At 70.4% G+C, this 13,154-nt stretch carries 10 protein-coding genes; 4 read left to right on the forward strand and 6 right to left on the reverse strand.

Features of this window, described 5'->3' with window-relative positions; genetic code table 11:
• Positions 1-2 precede the first annotated feature (2 nt).
• The 3 genes from fadD4 to A5705_RS25185 all read right to left on the reverse strand — a co-directional run bounded on the left by fadD4 (position 3) and on the right by A5705_RS25185 (position 3,358).
• Entirely contained in the window at positions 3-1,520 is a 1,518-nt protein-coding gene (gene fadD4, locus A5705_RS25175; RefSeq protein ID WP_068280744.1) for a fatty-acid--CoA ligase FadD4, read from the reverse strand.
• Positions 1,521-1,646: 126 nt separating this feature from the next.
• A complete protein-coding gene (locus tag A5705_RS25180) occupies positions 1,647-2,657 on the reverse strand; it encodes an S-adenosylmethionine:tRNA ribosyltransferase-isomerase (protein WP_067883797.1) in 1,011 nt (336 codons plus the stop codon).
• Positions 2,654-3,358: an SDR family oxidoreductase gene (locus A5705_RS25185; protein ID WP_067883799.1), complete on the reverse strand. Its 705-nt coding sequence runs from the start codon at positions 3,356-3,358 to the stop codon at positions 2,654-2,656. The genes A5705_RS25180 and A5705_RS25185 overlap by 4 nt, the downstream gene beginning before the upstream one ends.
• A 61-nt stretch (positions 3,359-3,419) precedes the next feature.
• Here A5705_RS25185 and soxR point away from each other — a divergent pair, with 61 nt between their 5' ends.
• Positions 3,420-3,899, forward strand: a complete 480-nt coding sequence (gene soxR, locus A5705_RS25190; protein ID WP_067883800.1) for a redox-sensitive transcriptional activator SoxR — start codon at positions 3,420-3,422, stop codon at positions 3,897-3,899.
• A gap of 51 nt (positions 3,900-3,950) precedes the next feature.
• Here soxR and A5705_RS25195 read toward each other — a convergent pair whose 3' ends face one another.
• The 3 genes from A5705_RS25195 to A5705_RS25205 all read right to left on the reverse strand — a co-directional run bounded on the left by A5705_RS25195 (position 3,951) and on the right by A5705_RS25205 (position 8,511).
• Positions 3,951-5,780, reverse strand: coding sequence for a phosphoenolpyruvate carboxykinase (GTP) (locus tag A5705_RS25195; protein WP_067883802.1), 1,830 nt, complete (start codon positions 5,778-5,780; stop codon positions 3,951-3,953).
• Positions 5,781-5,956: 176 nt separating this feature from the next.
• Positions 5,957-7,468 (reverse strand): hypothetical protein, encoded by a 1,512-nt coding sequence (locus A5705_RS25200; protein ID WP_067884217.1) that lies wholly within the window; start codon positions 7,466-7,468, stop codon positions 5,957-5,959.
• Complete coding sequence (locus A5705_RS25205) at positions 7,465-8,511, reverse strand: hypothetical protein (RefSeq protein ID WP_067883804.1); 1,047 nt, start codon at positions 8,509-8,511, stop codon at positions 7,465-7,467. Before A5705_RS25205 ends, A5705_RS25200 begins: the two co-directional genes overlap by 4 nt.
• 128 nt (positions 8,512-8,639) lie before the next feature.
• Between A5705_RS25205 and trmB the strand changes: the two genes are divergently transcribed.
• The 3 genes from trmB to A5705_RS25220 all read left to right on the forward strand — a co-directional run bounded on the left by trmB (position 8,640) and on the right by A5705_RS25220 (position 13,153).
• Positions 8,640-9,479: a tRNA (guanosine(46)-N7)-methyltransferase TrmB gene (gene trmB / locus A5705_RS25210; protein WP_156738589.1), complete on the forward strand. Its 840-nt coding sequence runs from the start codon at positions 8,640-8,642 to the stop codon at positions 9,477-9,479.
• Positions 9,480-9,492: 13 nt separating this feature from the next.
• The gene (locus A5705_RS25215) at positions 9,493-10,212 is read left to right on the forward strand and encodes an NYN domain-containing protein (protein ID WP_067883808.1); all 720 of its coding nucleotides are present in this window, start codon (positions 9,493-9,495) and stop codon (positions 10,210-10,212) included.
• Between the two features lie 64 nt (positions 10,213-10,276).
• Positions 10,277-13,153 carry an MMPL family transporter gene (locus tag A5705_RS25220; protein WP_068280747.1) on the forward strand — a complete coding sequence of 959 codons (2,877 nt, stop codon included), beginning with the start codon at positions 10,277-10,279 and terminating at the stop codon, positions 13,151-13,153.
• Position 13,154 lies beyond the last annotated feature (1 nt).

Below are 13,154 nucleotides of genomic sequence, written 5' to 3' on the forward strand. Positions count from 1 at the left end.
GGTCACACCGAATACTTCTCGATCAGCCCGTTCTTGTAGAGCTTCCCGGTGTCGGTGCGCGGCAGCTGCTCCTCGAAGGCGATCGACCGCGGGCATTTGTAGTGCGCCAAGCGGTCTCGCAGCCACGCGGTCAGCTCGTCGGCGAACCGATCGGTGGCGTCGGCGGGGTCGACGGTCTGCACGGCCGCCACCACCCGCTGTCCCATCTCGTCGTCGGGAACGCCGAACACCGCCGCGTCCAACACCTTCGGGTGCGTGACCAGAAGGTTCTCGGTCTCCTGCGGGTAGATGTTCACGCCGCCGGAGATGATCATGTGGTGGCGGCGATCCGTCAGGTACAGGTAGCCCTCGTCGTCGAGGTAGCCGATGTCGCCGACGGTGGCCCACCCGTGCCTGTCGCGCGAGGCGGCGGTTTTCGTCGGGTCGTTGAGGTACTCGAAGGAATACCCGCCCTCGAAGTAGATCTCGCCCGGCTGGCCGGGCGGCAGCTCGGTGCCGTCCTCGGAGAGGATGTGGATCTGGCATGCCATCGGCTTGCCCACCGAACCCGGGTGCGCCAGCCACTCCTCGGCGCTGATCAGCGTCGACCCGATGGCCTCGGAGGACGCGTAGTACTCGTCGATGATCGGTCCCCACCAGTCGATCATCTGCTTCTTGATCTCGACCGGGCACGGCGCGGCGGCGTGCATCACCCGCCGCAGGCTGGACAGGTCGTACGAATCTCGCACGGCGGCGGGCAGTTTCAGCATCCGGGTGAACATGGCCGGCACGAACTGGCCGTGCGTGACCCGATGCCGCTGGATGGCGTCCAGCGTGCCCTCGGGGTCGAACTTCTCCAGCACGACCGTCGTGATGCCGCCGGCCTGCGCGCTCATCGACCACACCGACGGCGCCGTGTGGTACAGCGGGGCCGGGCTCAGGTAGATCGAGTCGGGCGTCATCCAGAACTCGACCAGCGCCGACATCATGCCGGGCGCCTCGGCGGGCGGGACGTGCGGCAGTTCGCGTTTGATCCCCTTGGGCCGGCCGGTGGTGCCCGACGAATACTGCAGCAGGTCACCCTCGAGCTCGTCGTCGATGGGCGTATCGGGCTGGCGCGCAACGCATTCCGGGTAGCGCTCCCAGCCGGGCAGGTCGCCGTCGGCGATCATCAGCAGCTCCGGCAAGCCGTTGGGCAGATGGTCGCGCAGCTGCGCCAGGGTGTCGCGCAGCGCCGCCGACCCGATGATGGCCTTGGCGTTGCTGTTGTCGACGATGTAGGCGGCCTCGGCCGCGGTGAGGTGGGTGTTGATCGGCACGTAGTACAGGCCGCTGCGGCGGGCCGCCCACATCACCGCGTGGATGTGCTCGTTGTTCTCCATCAGGATCGCGACGGTGTCCCCCTCGCGCAGCCCGGCCTGGCGGAATCGGTGCGCCAGCCGATTGGCGCGCGCCTCCAGGTCGTCGAAGGTGACGACCGTGCCGGACGGGTACAGGATGACGGCGGGTTTGCCGGCGCCGACGTGGGGGCGAATCTGCATGCGAGGACTGTACCGCCGCCGAAGTTGACGGGTGTTAAGTGGCGGGTCGAGGCGCGCGCAACCTGCCGAGCAGACACAAAAGCCCCCGACACGCCGTAGGTGTGGGGGCTTTTGTGTCTGCTCGGCCTATCTGTCCCGCAGGAGCAGGGCACTGTCGCCGAACTCGTGCCACAGGTACCCGTGGGCGGCGGCCTCCCGGTAGGCCAGGGCGACCAGGTCCGGGCCGGCGACGGCCTCCAGCAGCAACAGGTGCGAGGCGCCGGCGTCGTGCCAGCCGGTGATCAGGCCGTCGACCACCCGCGCGGGGCGGTTGCGGCCGAGCACGAGATCGGTCCAGCCGACGGCCGGCCGCACCACTGCGTCGGCCGTCGCGGCCGACTCCAGCGCGCGGGTGGCCGTGGTGCCGACGGCGATCACCCTGCCGCCGCCCGCACGCACCGAGTTGACCATCCGCGCGGTGGGCGCCGGCACCTCGAACAGCTCGGGGGTCGGTGGCTCGCCGGCCTCGGCCGACGACACGCCGGCGTGCAGCGTGACCGGTGCGACCCCGATGCCGGCAGAGACCAGAGCGGTGACCAGTTCGGTGCTGAACGGCCTTGCCGCGCTGGGCATTTCGGCGCTGCCGGGGTGGCGGGCGAACACGGTCTGGTAATAACGCAACGGCCATTGCCGCGGCACGTACGCATAGCGGATCGCCCGGCCGTGCCGGGCGAGGTACGAGCCCACCTCCCCCTCCAGGATCACCCGCGCCACCCACAACCGCGCGCCGTCGACCTCGGGCTCGGGGTAGGACGAACCGATGACGAGCGCGGCGCCGCCGGGCAGGTCGATGCGTTCACCGGGCCGGACGTCGGTGAGGTGGCCGGCCGCGTCGGCCGCGGGCCGCAGTTCCACCACCCAGGCCTTTTCGGCGCGCGCCGTCGAGAAGTGCACGGCGATCGGCTGCCCGGCGCGGCGCCCGTCGACCGCCGCGGGCAGGGTGGCCGAGTTGTTCACCACGAGCAGGTCGCCCGGCTGCAGGTGATCGCCGAGGTCGGCGAAGCGCGCGTGGGTGACCCGGCCGGGGCGGGCCACCAGCAGCTTGACGGCGTCGCGGGCCACGCCGCGCGCTTCCGGCGGCTCGATGGCCGCGGTCATGAGCTCGCCCCGGACAACGCCGAATCGGCGGCGCGGTAGCGGCCCGCGGGCGGCCGGGCGTCCAGCAGGCGCAGCAACGCCGGGACTTTCGCTTCCGGCTCGGCGCGATCGGAGATGTCCTCCCCGGGAAACGCGGCCTGGTGCATTTCGGTCCGCATGTCGCCCGGATCGAAGGCGTACACCGCCACCGGCACCTCGGCACCCAGGATGGCCGACAGGTGATCCAGCGCGGCCTTCGACGAGCCGTACCCACCCCAGCCCGGGTATGGCTCGACCGCCGCATCGGACGTGACGTTGATGACGGTCCCGGCGTTGGCGGCGAGCGCGGGCAGCGCCGCCTGGATCAGGGCCAGCGGCGCGAACACGTTCGCCTCGTACACGGCCCGCAACTCGTCGGGCGAGTAGTCGGCGAGCGCCGGCTGCGGGCTGGGCCCCAGCCGGCTGGCGTTGTTCACCAGCAGCCCAAGCGGTCCGGCACCGGTCGCGGCGGCGACCAGGACTTCGCGGTGCGACGCGTCGGTGACGTCGCCCGGCAACGGGATGAATCGGTCCGAATTCAGTTCGGCGGCAGCGGCTTTGAGGTCGACGGCGCGGCGCGCGTCGGCGACGACGGCCCACCCGCGGTCGAGCAGCGCGGCGCTCACCGCCTTGCCGAACCCGCGGGACGCGCCGGTGACGATGGCGACATGAGTTTGAGTCATACGGCCATACTGATAGTTGAAGTAAACTTTAAGTCAAGTCCGCAATTCCGAAGAGGGTCAGATGGACAAGCGGGATCTGTTCACCGTCAGCGAGATCGCGCGCCGCAGCGGCTTCGCCGCCTCGGCGATCCGGTTCTACGAGGGCCAGGGCCTGATCACGGCCACCCGGACCTCGGGCGGTCAGCGCCGATTCGAACGCCAGATGCTGCGCCGGCTGGCCTTCATCAAGGCCGCCCGAAACGTCGGCCTGAGCCTAGACGAGATCGCCTCGGCGCTCGCCGAACTCCCCGACGGCCGCACCCCCACCCGGGCCGACTGGGCCCGGTTGTCCCGAACGTGGCGTACGCGCCTCGACGACCAGATCGCCGGGCTGATCGCGCTGCGCGACAACCTCGATTCGTGCATCGGCTGCGGCTGCCTGTCACTGAGGCGCTGCGCGATCTCCAACCCGGGCGACGCTGCGGCGGGCGCCGGCGCGGGAGCGGTGTACCTGCCGAAATCGCTGCGGCGGCAGGCGATACCGTCTGCCGAGCAGACGTAAAAGCCCCCAATTCCGCGACGGAATGGGGGCTTTTGCGTCTGCTCGCGGGGCTTAGCTCGACTCGGCCAGCCGCTGCTTGAGGGCCTCGAACTCGTCCTTGACCCCGGTGGGCAGCTTCTCGCCGACGAACTCGAACCACTCCTCGATCAGCGGCAATTCCTGCCGCCACTCGTCGGCGTTGACCAGCAACGCCCGCTCGACGTCGGCGTCGTCCACGTCGAGGCCGTCGAGGTCCAGGTCCTCGGCGGTCGGCACGATGCCGATCGGCGTCTCCTTGCCGCCGGCCCGGTGCTCGATGCGGTCGACGATCCACTTCAGCACCCGGCTGTTCTCGCCGAAGCCCGGCCAGAGGAATTGACCCTCGTCGCCGCGGCGGAACCAGTTGACGAAGAACACCTTCGGCAGCTTGGACTCGTCGGAGTTCTTGCCCAGGTCCAGCCAGTGCTGGAAGTAGTCGCCGACGTGGTAGCCCAGGAACGGCAGCATGGCCATCGGGTCGCGGCGCACGGTGCCGACCTTGCCCTCGGCGGCGGCCGTCTGCTCGCTGCCCATGGTGGCGCCCATGAACACGCCGTGCTGCCAGTCGCGCGCCTGCGTCACCAGCGGCACCGTGGTCTTGCGGCGGGCGCCGAACAGGATGCCCGAAATCGGCACGCCCTGCGGGTCGTCCCACTCCGGCGCCAGGATCGGGCACTGCGACATCGGCGTGCAGTACCGCGAATTCGGGTGCGCGGCTTTGGTTTCCGTCTCGCGGATGTACCAGTCGTGACCCTTCCAGTCGATCAGGTGATCCGGCTCGCCCTCCAGGCCTTCCCACCACACCTCGTCGTCATCGGTGAGCGCGACGTTGGTGAACACGGTGTTGCCCGCGGCGATCGTGCGCATGGCGTTGGGGTTGGACTTCCAGTTGGTGCCCGGCGCCACCCCGAAGAAACCGAACTCGGGGTTGACCGCGTACAGCCGGCCGTCCTTGCCGAACCGCATCCAGGCGATGTCGTCACCCAGCGTCTCGGCGCGCCAGCCCGGGATTGTCGGCTGCAGCATGGCGAGGTTGGTCTTGCCGCACGCCGACGGGAACGCCGCGGCGAAGTAGTAGGCCTTGTTCTCCGGGGAGATCAGCTTGAGGATCAGCATGTGCTCGGCGAGCCAGCCCTCGTCGTGGGCCATCGCCGACGCGATGCGCAGCGAGTAGCACTTCTTGCCCAGCAGGGCGTTGCCGCCGTAGCCGGAGCCGTAGCTCATGATCTCGCGGGTCTCCGGGAAGTGGGTGATGTATTTGGTGTCGTTGCAGGGCCACGGCACGTCCTGCTGGCCCGGCTCCAGCGGGGCGCCCACCGAGTGCAACGCCTTGACGAAGAACCCGTCGTCGCCGATCTTCTCCAGCGCGGCCTTGCCCATCCGGGTCATCACCTTCATCGAGACGACGACGTACTCGGAGTCCGTGATCTCGACGCCGAGCTTGGGGTCCTCGGCGCCCAGCGGGCCCATGCAGAACGGCACCACGTACATGGTGCGGCCGCGCATGCAGCCGCGGTACAGGTCGTTCAGGGTGGACCGCATCTCGGCGGGGTCCATCCAGTTGTTGGTCGGTCCGGCGTCGATCTCGCGCTCGGAGCAGATGAAGGTCCGCGATTCCACCCGCGCCACGTCCGACGGGTCGGACAGCGCCAGGAAGGAGTTCGGGTACTCCTTGTGGTTCAGCCGCTTGAAGGTGCCCGCCTCGACGAGCTGGTCCGTCAGCCGCTTCCACTCTTCGTCGGAGCCGTCAGCGAACACCACCCGGTCGGGCTGCGTGAGCTCGGCAACCTCCTGCACCCAGGCCAACAGGCCGGGATGGTTGGTGGGTGCGCTGTCCAGACCGGGAATGGTCGCTGAAGTCATCGAACTCTCCTGAATTCTTCTGCCTGCTAACCGGCATCTTCCGCTTGCGTATGCGTTCGCCCACACAACTGTTTACATGGTGGCGTTAACTACAGGTTATCGTGATCGCCTTGTCGGGGAGGTCTCGGGCAGGTATAAGCCTTCTCACAACAACGATTCAGAAACAGGGCCGAACGTCACCCGGAATCGCCATTCTCGCTCCTCGAAGCTGGTCCATCGTTTTCGCCCTCGGGTTGGGGTGTACCCAGTTCGCCCAGTTCTGCACGCACGGCGTCCAGCGCGGCCTGCACGGTGGGCATCTCCCGGTCACGCGCCGCGGCGGCCCGCGCCGCCGCAATGGCATGCTCGCGCAGTTCGCTGTCGATCGCGCTGACCTGCTCGGCCACATGCGCGTTCTCGGCCTCGTCCCGGGCGACCAGCGCGGTGCTCAGCAGGGACTCGGCGACCAGCACGCGGGTGGCGACCAGTTCCTCGACCGCCGACTGCAGCGACGCCGTCACCTCGCCCGTCCAGCGGTCCAGCAACGCCCGGTCGCGCAGCAGGCCGCGGATGTGGATGACCACGAACGTCACCGCCACCCCGATCGCGACGCACGCCGCGGCCCCGGCCACCGCCAGCGCGGGGCTCAGCCGGGAGGTCAGCCCGCCCACCAGTCGGCTGAGCGTGAGCGCCACGCCGAGCCCGAACGCGGCGCCCAGCAGCATCAACAGCCACGTCTCCTGCCGCCGGGATTTCAGCGGCGGGGGCGGCACGTCGATCGTCGGCAGCTTCTCCACGTCCGGCAGCGCCACCGGCACGCCCAGCACCTGCGCGACGTCGGCGAGCTGGGTGGTGGTTCCCTCGCTCACCTCGGCCACCACCTCGTCGACCCGCCCGCGCGTGTAGGCCTCGAAGCCGGCCATCCTCCCCCGGGACAAGCCGGCGGCGTCCTCCTGCAACTCGCCTCGCACCGACGAACAACGGTTGCGCGCGAAGTAGGACAACTGGACCCGGGCCTGCTGAATCTGGCCGCGCAGGGTGATGGTGCGCTCGGTCCTGGACTGCCGCCGCTGCCGCAGGGCCGCGCTGCGCTCCTCGCGCAGCGCATCGACCCGGGCGCGCCGGCCCGCCCCCTCGGCGTCCCGGTCGAACCGCCGCGTGACCGTCTGCAGCCGGGATTCCCACGCGCGTAACCGGTTTCGCCGCGGGATGTCGGCGTCGTCGAGTTCCGCTGCGACGGTCTGCACCAGGTCGTCGACGTCCGGGTCGCCGAGGTCGGGCAGGGCGGCGGCGCCCACCCACGGCACCCGGCCGTACCGGGGCGCGTGCGCGGCCAGGGCGTCGCGGTCGGCGGCCATCACGTCGCGCCAATTGCGGTGGACGTCGATCTTGGACACCACGCCGACGACGACGTCGGTGTGGTCGGCGGCGGCGTCCAGCAGCGCGCAGTCGGACGGGCTCAGCGGCGCGGCCGCGGACACCACGAAAATCACCGCGGTCGGCGCGTCCCCGGGCCCCAGATCCGTGGACTCGACGAACTTGTGTTGTGGCAGCCGTTCGCGCAGCGCGGCGAGCACCGCGGTGACGCCGGCCAGCCACGGGCCCGTCACCAACACCACGTCGCGGCGGTTGATGGCGGGCGCGTCCAGCCGGGGACCGATCGTCGCCACCAGCGCGTCCACCCGGTCCACCGGGTCCTCGCCGTTCAACAGGACTCCCGGGGCAGCGGCCCGCCGTCGCGCGACCACAGCCGCAGCGATCCCCGGGCGATGTCCGCGCCGCAGGCGCGGTGCAGCTCGCTCACCGGGCCCAGGCCGTAGCGCTGCCAGCGCACGGCGCGCGGCAGGTGCGCGACCGGTTCTTCGGGCGTCGCGCGCTCCAGCCCCGCCGCCTCGGCCAGCTCGACGGCGGCGGCCATGCGCGCGACCACGGTGTCGTCACTGCACAGGAAGCCGTGGATGCCTTCGTCAACCACGGCGAGGGCCTCCAGCTCGGCGACGGCCCGGAGCACCCGCCGGTAACGCACCTCGGCCCCGAGCACCGAGACCCTGCCCAGGACGGCGTCGACGCCGCTGACGCGGCGCAACAACGCGCGGAACTGCGCCGGCGTCCTGCCCCGCCGGGCCGCGGCGATCCCGAGCGCGACGCCGAACACGTCCAGCGCGTCCAGCAGGCGCACCCGCAGCGCGGTCGGCACCGGGTTGTCGGCGGCCAGGAACCCGGCGAACGAGCCGTCGAGACAGGTGGCGCCGCCCGGATCGGCGGCCAGCGCCCGCAGCGCCGCCCACAGGGCGCCGTCCAGGTCCCGCGCCGCGGCCACCGCGAGCAGCCCGCTCATCGGCTCCATCGGCGCCCCCGCGCGCGCGGACAGCTCGGTGCAACGCGAACGCGCCGCCGCCATCGGCCCCGCGCCGGCCCGACCGGACAGCGAGCCGGTCAGGTCGGCCTTGTTCAGGACCGCCAGGACCGGGCGCGCGGCGGCGGCGATCGCCCCGGTGTCCTCGGGTTTGATCACCTCGGCGGTGACATAGACGTCCAGGTCGGCGGCGTCGGTCACCCCCGTGGTCACCGCGAGCCCGGCGAGGGCGAGGGCGCGAGCCACCGTGCGGCGGCCCACCCCGCGGCGCCCGCCGACGGCCACGCGCAGCGGCGCGGCGCATCGCCTCGCGACCACCGTCACGCGCGGGTCGGCGTGGCCGTCGGCAAAGGCCCGCAGCTCGTCGACGAAAATTCCGTGCCCTTGTCTCGTCATTTCCTGTCCGATTCAACCTCACCGAATGGTGGCATCTACGTCACCCAGATGCGAGCCACCGGGCTGTTACCAGTCGAAGGCAACTGTTGGGTATCAATCTGGATCAGGGGCGGCTACATCGGAGGTTCATGGGCCACCATGGACAAATGCATGCGCAACCCGGGGTCGGGACGTGTCCCGACGCGCCGGTGGGATCGGAGGCTGGCCTGGAGACAGGAGTGGGGGCGGTCCCGGGGCCGCCCGATCGGGACCGCCCCGATCAGCGCCACCTCCCGGCCACGAGCTTCCGCTCGCGGCGTTCGGCGCTTTCCGGGGCCCAGCGCGAGACGTGGGAGCGGCTCTGGCCGGAACTGGGCATCTCGGTCGGCACCCCCGCGGAGGGCGCTCCCCGGCGCACGGAGCCGCTGAACACCGAGGCGTGGTTCGGCCGCCGCGCACCGGTGGTGCTCGAAATCGGTTGCGGCAGCGGCATATCCACCCTGGCGATGGCCAAGGACGAGCCCCACATCGACGTGATCGCGGTGGAGATCTACCGCCGCGGGCTGGCGCAGCTGCTGAGCGCGATCGACCGTGAGCGCGTCGACAACATCCGGCTGATCCGCGGCAACGCGATCGACGTGCTGGACCGCCTGATCGAGCCGGGCTCACTGACCGGGGTGCGGGTCTTCTTTCCCGATCCCTGGCCCAAGGCCCGGCACCACAAACGCCGGTTTCTGCAACCGGGCACGATTGGCCTGATCGCCGACCGGCTACTCCCCGGTGGTGTCCTGCACGCCGCGACCGACCACCAGGGCTACGCCGAGCAGATCTCCGAGGTCGGCGACGCCGAACCGCGGCTGCGGCGTGCCGACCCGGGCGCCGCGTTGCCGATCTCGGTCGCCCGGCCCACCACCAAGTACGAGACCAAGGCCCAAGAAGCGGGCAGCGTCGTGAACGAATTCGTCTGGATAAAGGCTGCACAAGGCTGAAAGAGGCAGTGACATGAGCCTGACGGAAGAAACCACAGCGGCCCCGGAAGAGGCACCGCTGGACGCACCGGCGGTGCTGTCCGCCGAGGGCCTGAGCAGCTTCGAACCGCCGGCAGGCCGCGTCCTGCTGGTCTGGGACGCGCCCAACCTCGACATGGGCCTGGGCTCCATCCTCGGCCGGCGCCCGACGGCCCTGGAACGTCCGCGTTTCGACGCCCTCGGCCGCTGGCTGCTGGCGCGCACCGCGGAGGTCAGCTCGGGGCGGCCCGGCGTGGTCATCGAACCCGAGGCGACCGTCTTCACCAACATCGCGCCGGGCAGCGCCGAAGTCGTGCGGCCGTGGGTGGACGCGCTGCGTAACGTGGGGTTCGCCGTGTTCGCCAAGCCGAAGATCGACGAGGACAGCGACGTGGACCGCGACATGCTGGCCCACATCGCGCAGCGGCACCGGGAGGGGCTCGCGGCGCTGGTGGTGGCCTCCGCCGACGGCCAGGCGTTCCGCCAGCCCCTGGAGGACATCGCGCGGGCCGGGGTGGCCGTGCAGGTGATCGGATTTCGTGAACACGCGAGTTGGGCGCTAGCGTCGGATACCTTGGACTTCGTCGACCTGGAAGACATCAACGGTGTTTTCCGGGAACCGTTGCCACGGATCGGCCTGGATTCGCTGCCTGATCAGGGGGCGTGGCTGCAGCCGTTCCGGCCGCTGTCCGCCCTGTTGACCACGCGTGTGTGAGACTGGCGTCAAAAAACCGAAAGAAGCACAGCGCGGGTCGCTAGCGATCCAGTAAGGAGCTTACGTGTTCGCCTGGTGGGGTCGAACCGTGTACCGCTATCGGTACATCGTGATCGGGGTCATGGTGGCCCTGTGCCTCGGCGGCGGCGTCTTCGGCATGAGCCTGGGCAAGCACGTCACGCAGAGCGGCTTCTACGACGACGGCAGCCAATCCGTCAAAGCCTCGGTGCTGGGCGACCAGACGTACGGCCGCGATCGCACGAGCCACATCGTCGCCACCTTCACGGCGCCCGACGGCAAGACCGTGGACGACCCGGCGTGGCACCAGAAGATCGTCGACGAGCTGAACAAGTTCAAGAACGACCACCCGAACCAGGTCGTCGGGTGGGCGGGCTGGCTCGCGGTGGCCAACCCCGCCGACGCGCCCCCGCTGATCAAGGGGATGGCCACCGAGGACAAGAAGCACACCTTCGTGTCCATCCCGCTCAAGGGCGACGACGACGACACGATCCTCAACAACTACAAGACGATCGCGCCCGACCTGCAGAAGCTCGACGGCGGCACCGTCCAGCTCGCCGGCCTCGAGCCGATCGCCAACGCCCTGACCGGCACCATCGCCACCGACCAGCGCCGCATGGAGGTGCTGGCGCTGCCGGCGGTGACGGTGGTGCTGTTCCTGGTGTTCGGCGGGGCGATCGCCGCCGGCCTGCCGGTGATGGTGGGCGGGCTGAGCATCGCGGGCGCGCTGGGCATCCTGCGGTTCATCGCGATGTTCGGGCCGGTGCACTATTTCGCCCAGCCGGTGGTCTCGCTGATCGGCCTGGGTATCGCGATCGACTACGGGCTTTTCGTGGTGAGCCGGTTCCGCGAGGAGATCGCCGAGGGCTACGACACCGAGGCCGCCGTGCGAAGAACCGTCATGACGGCGGGCCGGACCGTCACCTTCTCGGCGGTGCTGATCATCGCGTCCAGCGCCAGCCTGCTCGCGCTGCCGCAGGGCTTCGTCCATTCGCTGACCTATGCGATCTTCGCCGCGGTGGGGCTTGCGGCGATCCTGTCGATCACGCTGCTCCCGGCCTGCCTGGGCATCCTCGGCCGGCACGTCGACGCGCTGGGCGTGCGGACGGCTTTCCGCGTCCCGTTCCTGCGCAACTGGAAGGTGTCGCGCGCCTACCTGAACTGGCTCGCCGACCGGCTGCAGAAGACCAAGACCCGCGAGGAGGTCGAGGCCGGGTTCTGGGGCAAGCTGGTCAACTTCGTGATGAAGCGCCCGCTGATGTTCGCCATCCCCATCGCCGTCGCGATGATCCTGCTGGTGATCCCGCTGGGCAACCTGTCCTTCGGCGGCATGAGCGAGAAGTACCTGCCGCCGAACAACTCCGTCCGGCTGGCGCAGGAGCACTTCGACAAGCTGTTCCCCGGGTACCGGACCGAGCAGTTGACGATGGTCATCAAGAGCAACAACGGCAGCAAGGTCACCGACCAGCAGGTCGCGGACATCCGCAACAAGCTCGCGCCGATCACCGGGTTCACCGACAAGACGTGGCAGGAGCGGCCGTGCCCCACCATCGCCGGCAATCCCTGCGTCAACGGCCCGAACGGGACGTCACAGCCCAAAGACGACTCGATACGGGTCATCCAGAACGGGTTGTCCAATCGCGGTGACGCCGCCAAGAAGATCACCGAACTGCGCGCCATACCCCCGCCGAAGGGCCTCACCCTGCTGGTGGGCGGCACGCCGGCGCTCGAGCAGGACAGCATTCACAGCCTGTTCGACAAGGCGCCGCTGATGCTGGTCCTGTTGCTCGGCGCCACAACCGTGTTGATGTTCCTGGCGTTCGGCTCGTTCGTGCTGCCGATCAAGGCGGTGGTGATGAGCGCGCTGACGCTGGGATCCACCCTGGGGATCCTGACGTGGATCTTCGTCGACGGGCACTTCTCCACGTGGCTGAACTTCACCCCGACACCGCTGATGGTGGTGCTGATCGCGCTGGTCGTCGCGGTGGGTTTCGGCCTGGCCACCGACTACGAGGTGTTCCTGGTCTCCCGCATGGTCGAGGCGCGCGAGCGCGGCATGTCCACCGCCGAGGCCATCCGGATCGGCACCGCGACCACCGGCCGCCTGATCACGGCCGCCGCGCTGGTCCTCGCCGTGGTCGCAGCGTCGTTCGTGTTCTCCGACCTGGTGCTGATGAAATATCTGGCCTTCGGCCTGATGGCCGCGCTGCTGCTGGACGCGACCGTGGTCCGGATGTTCCTGGTGCCTTCGGTGATGAAGCTGCTCGGCGACGACTGCTGGTGGGCGCCGCGCTGGGCCCGGCGCCTGCAGAACCGGCTCGGGCTGGGCGAGATCGACCTGCCCGACGAGCGCAAGCGCCCCACGCTCAACGGGCGCCCAGCCAGGCCCCCGGTCGCGGCCGCCAGCCTGGTCGCCGCGACGCCGCGCGCGCCGCACGACCCCACGCACCCGGGTGCGCTGGAGCCGTCGCGGGTGGGCCCCCCGGAGCCGAGGCCGGCTCAGGAACCCCCGGCCGGCGAGCCGTCCCGCGCCGACACCACCCGGATGCAGGCCAGGCCGGCCCAACCGGCCGACGCCAAGACGGCGCGCCTCGCGGCGCCGACCGGCACCGGGCCCGCGGCGCCCCGGCCGCCTGCGCCCCCGTCCAGCGGTCAGACCCGGGCGATCCCCGTCCCCACCAGCCACTCCGGGGACAACAGCGGCGACCCGGCCGACCCCACCGCCGCCCTCCCGGTCATGCGGTCCGGCGCCACCGATTCCGACGCGGCCACCGAGCAGCTCAACGCGCGCGGCCACAACGAGCACGGCGGCCAGAGCGACAATGGCGACAGTGGCGACGATTCGCGTCCGCGTCGCCGGGGCGGCGGGGGCGGCGCGGGGGTCAGCGCCCAGGACCTGCTGCGGCGCGAGGGACGGCTGTAAG

It is taken from the genome of Mycobacterium sp. E787 (genome assembly GCF_001668725.1).
GTDB lineage: Bacteria > Actinomycetota > Actinomycetes > Mycobacteriales > Mycobacteriaceae > Mycobacterium.